This window comes from Micromonospora sp. WMMB482, from assembly GCF_019038635.1.
In the GTDB taxonomy this organism is placed as follows: domain Bacteria; phylum Actinomycetota; class Actinomycetes; order Mycobacteriales; family Micromonosporaceae; genus Micromonospora; species Micromonospora marina.
Window position 1 is genome coordinate 819,914 of sequence record NZ_JAHOPD010000020.1, and the last position, 12,504, is coordinate 832,417.

The following is a 12,504-nucleotide window of genomic DNA, read 5'->3' on the forward strand; positions in this document are numbered from 1 at the left end:
CGGGGTCGGCCACGCCGGGCGGGTGAGCCCCGCCCGGCGTGCCCGGTCAGGCCGACGCGGCCGCCACCGCCGTCCGGGCCACGAGCGCCCGGCGCATGTCGTCGTCCAGGTCGGTCACCCACCGCCGCAGGCCGGGCGTGAGGTCGTCGCGGGCCAGCAGCGCCGCGGCCATCTCCCGGGTGGGCTGCGCCACGGCGTAGCGGGGGTACGCGGCCACGGTGACCGCGTCGGCCACCCACGCGGTACGCAGACGCGCCGCCGCCGGCATGTCGGCGAAGTAGCGCTCCACGTAGCCGGCGGTCAGCTCGGCTTGCTCGGGCTGCCAGAAGCCCTCGGCGGTCGCCTCGACCAGGCGGTTGGACAGCTCGGTGCTGCGGGTGACGATCTCCCAGGCCGCGCGCTTCGCGTCGGCGCCGGGCAGCGCGGCCCGGCACGCGGCGGCCTGCTCGGCGCCGGTGGCGCTGCGGTCGGCGTCGGCCTCGGCGTCGATCTCCGGCGCCCCGGCCGCGCCGAGCACCACGAGCCGGCGCAGCACCGCCCAGCGCAGGTCGGCGTCGACCGCCAGGCCCGGCGGGACGCCCTCGCCGGCGAGCCAGCCGGTCAGCGTCGCGGTGTCGGTGGTCGCGCCGATCAGACCCCGCGCGGCGGCAAGCTGCAACGAGCTGCCCGCGGGCGCCGGGTCGAGCAGCGCCGCGCAGGCGGCCGCGACCCGCAGCAGCGCCGCGTCACGGGCGAGCGGGTCGAGGTAGCGGTCGATCAACCGGCGGCTGAGCGACAGGACGTCCTCGACGATCGTCACCTCGCTCTCGGCGGGAAGCGCCGCCGCGATCAGCCCGGCGAGCGCGCCGGCCGGCCGTTCCCCGTCGGTGACCGCGTCCAGCGTCTCGGCCCAGAGCAGCGCCCGGGCCAGCGGGTCGGCGAGCCCCGGCAGCAGCAGCGGCACCGCGTCCGCCGAGGCCGGGTCGAGTCGGACCTTCGCGAATGTCAGGTCACCGGCGTTCGGCAGCACGAGCCCGGTGGCGGGCCGCCCGACCAGCTCCGGCAGCGGCGTCCGGCCGCCGTCGGCGTCCGGGTCGAGGTCGACCTCGAACCGGTACGCCGGGCCGTCGGCGGTGTGGTGGGCCACTCCGATGCGGTGCGGCCGCAGCACCGGGTGGCTCGCCGGGGCGGTCTGCACGATCGCCACGTCGGTCCACCGCCCGTCGGCGTCCACAGCGGTGTCGACCCGCAGCGTGTTCACCTGCGCGCGGCGCAGCCAGCGCTCCGCCCAGCCGTCCAGGTCGCGGCCACTCGCCTTGCCGAGTGCGGCCAGCAGGTCGGCGAGCGTGGCGTTGCCGAACCGGTGCGCGGCGAAGTGGGCGTTCAGCCCGGCCAGGAACGCCTCGTCGCCGAGCCAGGCGACGAGCTGGCGCAGCACGCTGGCGCCCTTGGCGTACGAGATGCCGTCGAAGTTCAGCAACGCCTGGGCGGCGTCCGCGACCTCCTCCGGCGCCACCGGATGGGTGGAGGGGCGCTGGTCGGCGGTGTAGCCCCACGCCTTGCGGCGGCTGGCGAACGTGGTCCACGCCTGGTCGAACCGGGTCGCCTCGGCGGTGACCCGGGTGCCGAGGTACTCGGCGAAGGACTCGTTGAGCCACAGGTCGTCCCACCAGCTCATGGTGACCAGGTCACCGAACCACATGTGCGCCATCTCGTGGGCGATGGTGGTGGCGCGCAGCTCCCGCTGGGTGTCGGTGACCGCCGAGCGGAACACGTAGTCGTCGCGGATCGTGACCAGGCCCGGGTTCTCCATCGCGCCGGCGTTGAACTCGGGCACGAACGCCTGGTCGTACTTGCCGAACGGGTAGCGCTCGGCGAACAGCTCGTGGAAGCGGTCGAAGCACTGCCGGGTGACGGTGAGGATCTCGTCGGCGTCGGCGTCCAGGTGGGCGGCGAGCGAACGCCGGCAGTAGAGGCCGAGCGGGATGCCGTCGTGCTCGGCGCGCAGCACGTGCCAGGGCCCCGCGATCAGCGAGACGAAGTAGGTGGCCAGCGGCTCGGTGGGGGCGAACGCCCAGCGCCCAGGCGCGGGCCGGTCGGCGAGCTGCCCGTTGGCGGCGACAGTCCACTCCGGCGGCGCGGTGACCGCCAGCGTCACCGGGGCCTTCAGGTCGGGCTGGTCGAACGCGGCGAAGATGCGCGGCCCGTCGTCCAGGAAGGACATCGCGTAGAGATACGTCTCGCCGTCGGCCGGATCGACGAAGCGGTGCAGCCCCTCGCCGGTGTTGGAGTAGGCCATCTCGGCCTCGACGGTGAGCGTGTTGGTCGCGGCCAGGCCGGTCAGCGGCAGCCGGTCGCCGGCCAGCAGGGCCGGGTCGAGGTCGCGGTCGTTGAGGCGGGCGGCGAGGAGTCGGCGCGGCTTGACGTCGACGAAGGTCTCGGCACCGGGGGTGGCCCGGAACCGGATGGTGACGGCGGAGCGGAACCGCTCGGCGTCGCCGGTCAGGTCGAGGTCCACATCGTAGGACTCGACGGCGATCGACGCGCGGCGCGCGGTCGCCTCTGCACGGGTGAGGCTCGGCATCCGCTTATCCTGCCCGATGAGGTCCGCTCGGGCCTTCTCGTTACGCATGGCGATGGAGGAGCAGCGATGGGTCAGCACCCCAAGGGCGATTTCGACCTCTCCCGGGCGGTTTGGCAGCGGGCAGAGGGCGACACCTCCGAGGGAGCGGTCGAGGTGGCCTTCGTCGACGACCTGATCGGTATGCGCAACTCCGCCGAGCCGGACGGGCCCGTGCTGGTCTTCACGCAGGCCGAGTGGGACGCGTTCGTCGCGGGCGCCCAGGACGGTGAGTTCGACCTGGACTGAGCGCGCCTCAGTCACCGTCGCCCCAGCCGAGGCCGCCCGGACCGGGCGCGTGGTGGAAGCCGGGGTGACCGGCCACGTCGGCGCAACGCTCGCCGTCGGGCCCGGCCGCGTCGCAGAACAGCCGCTCGGCGCGGTGCCAGGCGTCCGCCGGGGACAACGCCGCCGCCCCGAGGGCCAGCTCCGGGCGGAGCAGGCCGAGTGCTTCGGCGTACGCCACGGCGTGCTCCCGCGCGACGGCGGTATCGGCGGCGGCGAAGCCCAGGTGCACGGTGAAGTAGCGCGGCGGGCGGGGCACGGAGCGGCGGGGCGCGCCGATCAGCGGCCCGTCGCGGCCGTCGCCGCGCAGCCGGGCCGGTGCCTCGCGGTGCCGTCGTGCCGCCCTGTCGTCACGCATCAGTGCCCTCCCCCGTCCCCGGTGACGCCCGCCGGACGTCGCGCCGACGGGCGGCGGACCGGTCGCCGCCGGTCCGCGAACCCGAGCCAAGCAGCTTTTCCGCGCCCGGGGAGGGGCCAGCGCCCACCCGCGTCGCGGGCCCCTCCCTCGAAGGGCCGGAGCTGCTGGAATGGAGGGTTCGGCCGCTCCGGCCCGGGTAGGCAGGCAGCGCCGCCGAACCGCGTCAGGAGCAGCCGAGATGAGCACCATGCCGAGCGACCGGAGCCCGGACAGCACGATTGCGTTCCTGCGGGAGGGCTACCGCTTCGTGGGCGACCGCTGCGACCGCCTCGGCAGCGACGTCTTCCAGACCCGGCTGCTGCTGAAGCCGACGATCTGCCTGCGCGGCCGGGAGGCCGCCGAGTTGTTCTACGACGAGGAGCGGTTCGTCCGGCGCGGCGCCATGCCGATGCGCGGGCAGCGCACGCTCACCGGCGTCGGCGGGGTGCAGGGCCTCGACGGGCAGGCGCACCTGGTCCGCAAGGCGATGTTCATGTCGATCATGACGCCGGCCGCGATCCGCCGGCTCGGGGAGATCTTCGACGAGCAGTGGCGGGCCCGGATCCCGGTCTGGGCGCGGAGCGGTCCGGTCGTGCTCTACGACGAGGTGGGAAGGATCCTGACCCGGACGGTCTGGGCCTGGGCCGGGGTGCCGCTGGCCGAGGCCGACGTGCCGCGCCGCACCACCGAGATGCACGCCATGATCGAGGCGCCGGCCGCGCTGGGCCCCCGGCACTGGCGCGGACGGCTCGGCCGCCGGCACGCACACCGCTGGGCCGGCGAGCTGATCGAGCGGGTACGTGCGGGCGCGGTGCCCGCCCCGGAGGGCAGCGCGCTGGCGGTCGTGGCCGGGCACCGGGACGAACGGGGACTGCCGCTCCCCCGCCGGATCGCCGCGGTGGAGCTGCTGAACGTGCTGCGCCCCACCGTCGCGGTGGACCGGTACGTGGTCTTCGCCGCGCTGGCGCTGCACGACCACCCGCACTGGCGGGACCGGCTACCAGGCGACGACGCCGCGACCGAGCAGTTCGTGCAGGAGGTACGCCGCTACTACCCGTTCTTCCCGGTCGCCGCGGCCCGGGTGCGCCGCTCGTTCCAGTGGCGCGGGTACTCGTTCCCGCAGGGCCGGCGGGTGCTGCTCGACCTGTACGGCACCAACCACCACCCCGGCGTGTGGCCGGAGCCGGAGATGTTCCGCCCGGAGCGCTTCGCCGGCTGGCGCGACGACCCGTTCGGCCTGGTCCCGCAGGGCGGCGGCGACCACTACACCGGCCACCGCTGCGCCGGAGAGTGGATCACGATCGAGCTGATGAAGCGGGCGGTGACGAACCTGACCGACGCGATGAGCTACCGCGTGCCGCCGCAGGACCTGGCGCTCGACCTCGGCTCCATGCCGGCGTTGCCGCCCGGCGGGCTGGTGCTCGACGGGGTACGACCGGCCGAGGGGGTACGCCCGCCGCGCTGAGCGGTCGCACCCCCTTCCCCGGACCCGTCAGGCGGCCTGCGGGTGCAGCACGGTACGCAGGCAGCCGTCCTCCTTCTTCTCGAAGATCTCGTAGCCCCGGGCGCCCTGTTCCAGCGACATCGGGTGGGTGGCCAGGTAGCCGGGGTCGATCTCGCCGGCTGCGACCCGGTCCAGCAGCATCGGGATGTAGCGCTGGGCGTGCATCTGTCCCATCCGCAGCACCAGGGCCTTGTTCATGGCCGCGCCGAGCGGGAACTTGTCCACCAGGCCGCCGTACACGCCGACGATGCTCACCGTGCCGCCCTTGCGAGCCGCCATGATCGCCTGCCGGACCGAGGTGGGCCGGTCGGTCTGCGCGCGTACCGTCTGCTTGGCCTTGTCGTACGCGTAGACCGGGCCGACGTCGTGCGACTCCATGCCGACCGCCTCGATGCAGGCATCCGGGCCGCGCCCGGCGGTCATCTCCCGCAGCGCCTCCAGCACGTCGGTCTCGGCGTAGTTGATCGTCTCCACGCCGAGGCGTTGCGCCGCGGTGGCGAGCCGTTCCGGCAGCCGGTCGATGACCACGACCCGCTCGGCGCCGAGGATCTGCGCGGACCGGGCCGCCATCTGACCTACGCCACCGGCACCCCAGACCGCCACCACCTCTCCGCCCTTGAGGTCGCAGAAGTCGGCGGCCATCCAGCCGGTCGGCATCGCGTCGGAGGCGAACACCACCGAGTCGTCCGGCACCCCGTCCGGCACCGTGAACGCGCCGACGTCGCCGAACGGCACCCGGATGTACTCGGCGTGGCTGCCCGAGTAGCCGCCGGCCGCGTGCGAGTAGCCGAGGATGCCGGCGGGCGAGTGACCCCACAGTTTCTCGGTGAAGACCGGCTGCGGGTTGGAGTTGTCGCAGAGCGAGAACTGCTCGGTGCGGCAGTACCAGCACGAGCCGCAGGCCACCACCGACCCGACCACCACCCGGTCGCCGACGGAGATCCGGCGCACGTCCGGGCCGGTCTCGACCACCTCGCCCATGAACTCGTGGCCGAGGATGTCCCCCTCGCGCATCGCCGGCAGGTAGCCGTTGATCAGGTGCAGGTCGGAGCCGCAGACGCTGCTCGCGCGGACCTTGACGATGATGTCGCCGCCGGACCTGACGGTCGGTTCCGGCACGTCCCGCACGGCCAGCTTGCCGACGCCCTCCCAGCACAACGCCCTCACGGTCGTCCTCCCGCCATCAGCTTCTCGCGTACCTTGTCCGTCGCCCGTTCCTGCCGCGGGCTGCGCCCGGACGGGTCGTGCCGGGTGTCGAGCACCTGCCCGGTCTCGATCAGCGACTTGATCCGGCGCAGCGCGGTGCGCAGACCCAGGTCCGGGTCGCTGCCGCCGGCCAGGCCGACCGCCCGCCGGATCGGACCGGACCGCCACCGCAGCTCGGCCCGGATCTCGGTGCCCCGGTCCTGCGGGGCGGCGGTCAGCTCGACCCGGCCGCGCTGGGCCACCGGCCCGTCGGTGACCCGCCAGCTCAACCGGCCCCGCCCGTCGACGGTGATCTCGGCCCGCCACTCGGTGCCGCCGCCGGCCGGGTCGGCCGCCACGCAGCGCCACCGGTTCGCGTCGATCTGCTCCAGCGTGGCCCACTCCGCCAGGCCGCGGTCGAGACGTTCCCGGTCCGCCCAGAAGCCGACCACCTCGTCCATCGGCCGGTCCACGGTGATCCCCCGGCGCACCACGTACCAGCCGTCCTCCCGGTCGGGCTGGTGCCGGTGCCGCCGCCGCGCCACCGTCCGGGTGACTCCGAGAGCGGTCACCGCGGCGGCGCCGGCCAGCGCCCATCTCGTTGCGTTGCTGGGCATCACGTCTCCTCCCGACTCGGACCGTCCGTATCCGGCTGCGCTACCCGACACAGCCCGCCCGAAACGGTTTCAGCAGCCGCATTCCGGGCAAGTCGCGTCACCCGACACGAGGGAGGCGACATGAACCGAGCTGCCGCCGCGCGCCCGCACGACGAGGGCGCCGCGTCCGCGCCGGTCCGGCTCCCGATGGCGTACGTCCTGCCGCTGCGCGCCCACGACGACGACGGGCTGGACGAGCTGACCGGGTACCTGCGCGAGCTGAGCCGCTGGGTCGACGTGGTGGTGGTCGACGGATCGCCGCCGGAGCTGTTCGCCCGGCACGCCGACGCCTGGCGCGGGCTGGTGCGGCACCTGCCGCCGGACCCGGCGCTGCGCGGGCGCAACGGCAAGGTGCTCGGCGTGCTCACCGGCGTCGCGCTGGCCCGGCACGAGCACGTGGTGATCGCCGACGACGACGTCCGGTACGACCGCCCAGCCCTGTGCGCGGTGCACCACATGCTGGACGGGGTGGACCTGGTCCGGCCGCAGAACCACTTCGACCCGCTGCCCTGGCACGCCTGGTGGGACACCGGCCGGACGCTGCTCGCCCGCCTGTTCGGCGGCGACTGGCCGGGCACGCTGGCGGTACGGCGGAGCACCTTCCTGGCGATGGGAGGCTACGACCCCGACGTACTCTTCGAGAACCTGGAACTGGTCCGGACCGTGCGCGCGTACGGCGGCAGCACCGCCACCCCGGCGTGGCTGTACGTGCGGCGGCGCCCGCCCTCCACCGCGCACTTCCTCGGGCAGCGCGTCCGTCAGGCGTACGACGAGACAGCCCGTCCGGTGTGGCTGCTCGCCGCGCTGGCGGTGCTGCCGGCGGCGGCCGCGCTCGCCACCCGCCGGCCCGGCCTGCTGCTGCGCGCCGGACTGGCGACCGTCGCGGTGGCCGAGCTGGGCCGGCGACGGGCCGGCGGCACCCGCGTCTTCCCGGCGCACACGAGCCTGGCCGCGCCCGCCTGGGTGCTGGAGCGCGGCCTGTGCGCCTGGCTGGCGGTGGGGCGGCGGCTACGCGGCGGGCTGCCCTACGCGGGCGCCCGGCTGCGGACGGCGGCCCACCCCACACGTGTGCTGCGCCGGCGGATCACGCGGCGCCGCCCCGACGATCTGGTGCTCTGGGTGGAGACCGGGGCGGTGCCCCCACCGCTAGGCGCCGAGGTGTAAGGAAGGGCCCCTTTTTATCGCCTGGGCGATAAAAAGGGGCCCTTCCTTACAGTTCAGGACCGCGCCTGCTCGGCGCTGTGCCGGACGTCCTGGGCGGCGGAGCGGCCGTCGTCCTTGACCGTGTACGCGGCGTCCTGCGCGGTGGCCTTCACCGACTCGGCGGCGTGCTGCGCCGGCTCGCGCAGCTCGTCCTTCAGCTCACCGGCGACCTCGCCCAGCTTCTCCTTCACCACCCCGCCGTGCTCGGCGGCCTTCTCCTTGACCTGCGCGGCGACCTGCTGCTCGCGGCGGGTGGCCGGGATCAGCGAGGAGACCAGCATGCCGACGCCGAAGGCGATCACCCCGGCGGCGATCGGGTTGCCCTCGGACCTGCGCCGAACCACCTGCGGCGCCCGGTGGGCGGCGTCGCTCACCGTGGCGGCGGCGGACTGCGCCTTGTCGCCCACCGTGGAGGCCATCGAGGAGGCGTGATCGCCCACCGAGTGGGCGGCGTGGCCGGAGCTGTGGCCGAGGTCCGATGCGGTTCCCATCACCTTGTCCTTCACGTTCGTCAGCGCACTGCGTACGCGCTGCTTGCGGTCGTCGACGATGCGGCTCGGGCTGACCTTGTACGCCAGGGCGTCCACGTCCGAGCTGAGGTTGTTGCGGGTGGCTTCGATCTCGCGGCGGATCTGCTCGGGATCGGTGCTCATCGGGTGACTCCCTCCGGGTGCGGCTTGAGCGCGTCGGGGATGCGCTGCACGCTGTCGTTGGTCTGCTTCAGGCCGCGGATCCGCTCGGCGTTCTTCTTGCCCATCGAGTACAGGACCGCCGCGACCGCGGCCCAGATGACGGCCACGATCAGCGCGGCCAGCCCGGAGTCCATGACGTTGTCGAGGAACTGCCAGATCGCGATCGAGACGAAGAGCGCCACCATGTAGCCGCCGAAACCGGCGCCGCCGAACAGGCCGGCGGCCTTGCCCGCCTTCTTGCCCTCCTGGCGGATCTCGGCCTTGGCCAGCTCGACCTCCTGGCGCATCAGCGTGGACAGGTCGGTGGTGACCTGACGCATCAGGTCGCCGAGCGAGCTGCCGCGCACCTCGTCGGCGTGGGGCGGGGCGCCCGCCGCCTGATAGCCGGGGTCCTGCGTGGGTACGGTCATGCCGTCGCCTCCCTTCTGCCGGTGCGGCCGGTCACGGGCGGGGAGCGCCGGTCGACGGGACACCCGGCAGCGGGTCGGTGCGCTCCGGCGGCGGCAGCGGCTGGCCGGTGCCGCCCGCCGGGTCGGCCCAGGTGTTCGGGGCGCCGCCGGTCGGGTAGGCCGCGCCCGGCGCGGAGTAGCCCGGGTCCGGCTCGGCGTAGCTGCCCGGCGTCGGGTCGAGGTAGCCGCCCGGCGGCACCTGGTCCGGCACCTCGCGCGCGGTCGGGATGACGGCGGTGCGGTCCGGGTCGTACGCCGGCCGCGCCGTGCTGTCGTCGCCGAGCGCGGTGATGTTGCGGGTGAGCCGCCCGGCGACCACGCCGAGCAGGGCCGCGCCGACGAGGAACGTGCCGGGGTTGCGGCGGGCGTAGGTCTTCACCTCGTTGAGCAGGTCGCCCGGCTCGCGCTGCTCCAGCCAGCCGGCCACGCCGTGCACGCGCTCGGCCGCCTGGTGGGCCAGTTCGGTGACCGGCCCGGAGCCGCCGCCCTGCTGCGCCATGGTGCGCATCTCGTCGGCGAGCGACCGCAGTCCGCTCGCGGCGCGCTGCTGCTGCTGACCGGCCTGCGCGGTGACCTGGCTGCGGGTCTCGCCGTAGAGGTCGCGGGCCTGCCGCTTGGCCTCGCCCACCACCTCCCGGCCCTGCTCCTTGGCGGTCTGCGCGACCGCGCCGCCCGCGTGCGCGGCGTCGGAGCCGACCTGGCGCGCCTGGTCACGCACGCCGCCACCGTTCGTCGACTGGTACGTGGCCGAACTGGGGGAAAGATCCTGAGTCATGGTGTCCCTTCCGCTCGTGTGTTCCCAGCGGGTGCCTTCCGGGGGTACGCGGATGATTTCCGCGTGACAATCGCCCTACCCCCGGTCGGCGGCTCCATGCCTGATTCGTGATTTCTCTGCGGAAGCGGCACGTCCCGGTCAGACAATGAGGTGCCTGCCCGCCCGGGCGGCGGTAGGTTCCACGGGGGTGACGGGGATGGCACGTGACGTGCGCGAACACGCGTCCGCCCGGCCTGCGGTGCAGAAGGTAGCCCTCGCGGCGGCGGCCATCTTCACGCTCATCGGCGTGCTCGGCTTTGTGCCCGGCGTCACCACGCACTACGGCGAGATGACGTTCGCCGGGCACCACTCCGAGGCGAAGCTGCTCGGGGTGTTCCAGGTGTCGGTGCTGCACAACCTGGTGCACCTGCTGTTCGGGCTGGTCGGTCTGGTCATGGCCCGGCGGCTGGGCGGGGCGCGGGTGTTCCTGGCCGGCGGCGGCGCGCTCTACCTGGTGTTGTGGCTGTACGGCTTCGCCATCGACCAGGACACCGCTGTCAACTTCTTGCCGGTGAACGACGCCGACAACTGGCTGCACCTGTTCCTCGGCTTCGGCATGCTCGCCGCCGGCCTGCTGCTCAACAACAACCTCGGCACCGGCAGCCGGGTGGAGGCCCCCTTCGACCGCCCCTGACCAGGCGCGGCACGCCGAGCCGACGTCTGCCGCGCCCAGTCGCCGGGCAGGAGTGCCACCGCGAGCGGGTCGAGGAGGCGGGCGATGGTGTTCGAGCGTCAGGCCGCTACCGGCAGCCGTTTGGCGAAGCAGACGCTGTACGGGTTGTCCACGTACTCGCCGTAGACCGGGATCGGCTCGTAACCGCTGGACCGGTACAGCCCGATCGCGGCCGGCAGGTAGGTGCCCGTCTCCAGGCACACCGTGCGGTGCCCCTGCTGGAACGCCAGCTCCTCCAGCGCCACGAGCAGCTGCCGGGCGATGCCTCGCCCCCGGTACGCCGGCCGCACGTACATCCGCTTCAGCTCGCCGGTGTCGGCGTCGAGCGCCTGGAGGCCCCCGCACCCGACCGCCCGGCCGCCCACCACGACGGCCAGGTAGTGGATGTCGGTGTGCACGACTGTGACCTGCCCGTCCAGCCCACCGTCGGCGTCGCGCAGCTCACGCTGCTGGGCGACGACGAGCGCGGCGATCTCCGGATCGGTGGCGGGACGGGACTCGATCAACATGCCCGTACGCTAGATCGGCCGGATTTCGCGCAGGTTTCCCACCATCGACCCGGAAACGGCTACTCGGCGTCCGCTTCCGCCGCGGGCGCGGCCTCGACCTCGTCCTCCGGCCGGACCCGGCGGGCCTTACGGGCCGCCAGCCGGTCGGACGCCGACGGGCGGTTCGACTTCTCCTCCAGCCGCACGTCGGTGCCCCGGTTGCCGGGCACGAAGTCGACACCGGCGTAGAGCGTCGGCTGCCAGTCGAACTCCCGGTCGCCGATGCGGACCAGGTCACCGGCCTGCGCACCGGCCTTCGCGAGCTTCTCCTCGACGCCGAGGCGGGCCAGCCGGTCGGCCAGGTAACCCACTGCCTCGTCGTTGTCGAAGTTGGTCTGCTTGACCCAGCGCTCCGGCCGGCTGCCGCGCACCGTGTACGAGCCGTCCGGCTCGGCCTCGATGGTGAAGCCGGCGTCGTCGACCGCCTTCGGGCGGATCACGATCCGGGTCGGCTCGGCCGGCGGGGCGGCGCGGCGTCCCTGGTCGACCAGCTCCGCCATCGCGTACGTCAGCTCGCGCAGGCCCTCCCGGGTGGCGGCCGAGACGTCGAACACGCGCAGGCCGCGCGCCTCCAGGTCGGGGCGGACGATGTCGGCGAGATCCTTGCCGTCCGGCACGTCGACCTTGTTGAGCGCTACCAGCCGGGGCCGGTCGGCCAGGCCGCCGTACTGGGACAGCTCCGACTCGATGGCGTCGATGTCGGCGAGCGGGTCGCGGCCGGGCTCCAGCGTCGCGGTGTCGATCACGTGGACCAGCACGGCGCAGCGCTCGACGTGGCGGAGGAACTCCAGGCCCAGACCCTTGCCGCTGGCCGCACCAGGGATCAGGCCCGGTACGTCGGCGACGGTGAAGGTGTGGTTGTCCACCCGGACCACGCCCAGGTTGGGCACCAGCGTGGTGAACGGGTAGTCGGCGATCTTCGGTTTGGCCGCGGAGATCACCGAGATCAGCGACGACTTGCCGGCCGACGGGAAGCCGACCAGGCCCACGTCGGCGACGCTCTTGAGCTCCAGCACCACGTCCAGCCGGTCGCCGGGCTCGCCCAGCTCGGCGAAGCCCGGCGCCTTGCGGCGGGCGTTGGCCAGCGAGGCGTTGCCGCGCCCGCCCCGGCCGCCCCGGGCCGCCTCGAACGTGGTGCCGACGCCGACCAGGTCGGCCAGCACCTCGCCGTCGAGGCTCTGCACCACGGTGCCGTTCGGCACCTTGATGACCAGGTCGCGGCCGTTGGCGCCGTCCCGGTTCGAACCGGCGCCGCCCTTGCCGTTCTCGGCCTTCAGGTGTGGCCGGAAGTGGAAGTCGAGCAGCGTGGTGACCTGCGGGTCGACCACCAGCGACACGCTGCCGCCGTGGCCGCCGTTGCCGCCGTCCGGCCCGCCGAACGGCTTGAACTTCTCCCGGTGGATCGAGACACAGCCGTGCCCGCCGTCGCCGGCCTGCATGTGCAGGACGACCCGGTCAACGAACGTCGTCACGACGCCAATCCTTCCAGCGGGGTCCGC

At 73.9% G+C, this 12,504-nt stretch carries 13 protein-coding genes; 4 read left to right on the forward strand and 9 right to left on the reverse strand.

Going from position 1 to position 12,504, the window contains the following annotated elements:
- Window positions 1–46 precede the first annotated feature (46 nt).
- Complete coding sequence (gene pepN, locus KSK32_RS04665; protein ID WP_216928808.1) at window positions 47–2,563, reverse strand: aminopeptidase N; 2,517 nt, start codon at window positions 2,561–2,563, stop codon at window positions 47–49.
- Between the two features lie 66 nt (window positions 2,564–2,629).
- On the opposite strand from pepN, the gene KSK32_RS04670 reads away from it, so the two are divergent.
- The gene (locus KSK32_RS04670; protein WP_013287999.1) at window positions 2,630–2,848 is read left to right on the forward strand and encodes a DUF397 domain-containing protein; all 219 of its coding nucleotides are present in this window, start codon (window positions 2,630–2,632) and stop codon (window positions 2,846–2,848) included.
- Window positions 2,849–2,855: 7 nt separating this feature from the next.
- On the opposite strand, the gene KSK32_RS04675 is transcribed toward KSK32_RS04670, so the two are convergent.
- Window positions 2,856–3,242: a hypothetical protein gene (locus KSK32_RS04675; RefSeq protein ID WP_216928810.1), complete on the reverse strand. Its 387-nt coding sequence runs from the start codon at window positions 3,240–3,242 to the stop codon at window positions 2,856–2,858.
- A 238-nt stretch (window positions 3,243–3,480) separates the two neighbouring features.
- On the opposite strand from KSK32_RS04675, the gene KSK32_RS04680 reads away from it, so the two are divergent.
- The gene (locus tag KSK32_RS04680; RefSeq protein WP_216928812.1) at window positions 3,481–4,746 is read left to right on the forward strand and encodes a cytochrome P450; all 1,266 of its coding nucleotides are present in this window, start codon (window positions 3,481–3,483) and stop codon (window positions 4,744–4,746) included.
- 27 nt (window positions 4,747–4,773) lie between these two features.
- Here KSK32_RS04680 and KSK32_RS04685 read toward each other — a convergent pair whose 3' ends face one another.
- A complete protein-coding gene (locus KSK32_RS04685) occupies window positions 4,774–5,952 on the reverse strand; it encodes a zinc-dependent alcohol dehydrogenase (RefSeq protein WP_026268336.1) in 1,179 nt (392 codons plus the stop codon).
- Entirely contained in the window at window positions 5,949–6,587 is a 639-nt protein-coding gene (locus KSK32_RS04690) for a cyclase (RefSeq protein WP_216928814.1), read from the reverse strand. The genes KSK32_RS04685 and KSK32_RS04690 overlap by 4 nt, the downstream gene beginning before the upstream one ends.
- A 120-nt stretch (window positions 6,588–6,707) precedes the next feature.
- Between KSK32_RS04690 and KSK32_RS04695 the strand changes: the two genes are divergently transcribed.
- Window positions 6,708–7,790 (forward strand): glycosyltransferase family 2 protein, encoded by a 1,083-nt coding sequence (locus KSK32_RS04695; protein WP_216928816.1) that lies wholly within the window; start codon window positions 6,708–6,710, stop codon window positions 7,788–7,790.
- A 53-nt stretch (window positions 7,791–7,843) separates the two neighbouring features.
- On the opposite strand, the gene KSK32_RS04700 is transcribed toward KSK32_RS04695, so the two are convergent.
- The 3 genes from KSK32_RS04700 to KSK32_RS04710 are packed head-to-tail and all read right to left on the reverse strand — an operon-like array spanning window position 7,844 to window position 9,745.
- Window positions 7,844–8,482: a DUF3618 domain-containing protein gene (locus KSK32_RS04700; RefSeq protein WP_216928818.1), complete on the reverse strand. Its 639-nt coding sequence runs from the start codon at window positions 8,480–8,482 to the stop codon at window positions 7,844–7,846.
- On the reverse strand, window positions 8,479–8,931 hold the full coding sequence (locus KSK32_RS04705; protein ID WP_018787295.1) for a phage holin family protein: 453 nt from the start codon (window positions 8,929–8,931) through the stop codon (window positions 8,479–8,481). Before KSK32_RS04705 ends, KSK32_RS04700 begins: the two co-directional genes overlap by 4 nt.
- A gap of 31 nt (window positions 8,932–8,962) precedes the next feature.
- Entirely contained in the window at window positions 8,963–9,745 is a 783-nt protein-coding gene (locus KSK32_RS04710) for a hypothetical protein (protein WP_216928820.1), read from the reverse strand.
- Between the two features lie 208 nt (window positions 9,746–9,953).
- Between KSK32_RS04710 and KSK32_RS04715 the strand changes: the two genes are divergently transcribed.
- Window positions 9,954–10,418 (forward strand): DUF4383 domain-containing protein, encoded by a 465-nt coding sequence (locus tag KSK32_RS04715; protein WP_216935812.1) that lies wholly within the window; start codon window positions 9,954–9,956, stop codon window positions 10,416–10,418.
- A gap of 98 nt (window positions 10,419–10,516) precedes the next feature.
- Here KSK32_RS04715 and KSK32_RS04720 read toward each other — a convergent pair whose 3' ends face one another.
- Together KSK32_RS04720 and obgE are read right to left on the reverse strand one after the other, a co-directional pair.
- Window positions 10,517–10,966 (reverse strand): GNAT family N-acetyltransferase, encoded by a 450-nt coding sequence (locus KSK32_RS04720; protein WP_216928822.1) that lies wholly within the window; start codon window positions 10,964–10,966, stop codon window positions 10,517–10,519.
- A 59-nt stretch (window positions 10,967–11,025) separates the two neighbouring features.
- Window positions 11,026–12,477 carry a GTPase ObgE gene (gene obgE / locus KSK32_RS04725; RefSeq protein ID WP_013288009.1) on the reverse strand — a complete coding sequence of 484 codons (1,452 nt, stop codon included), beginning with the start codon at window positions 12,475–12,477 and terminating at the stop codon, window positions 11,026–11,028.
- Window positions 12,478–12,504 lie beyond the last annotated feature (27 nt).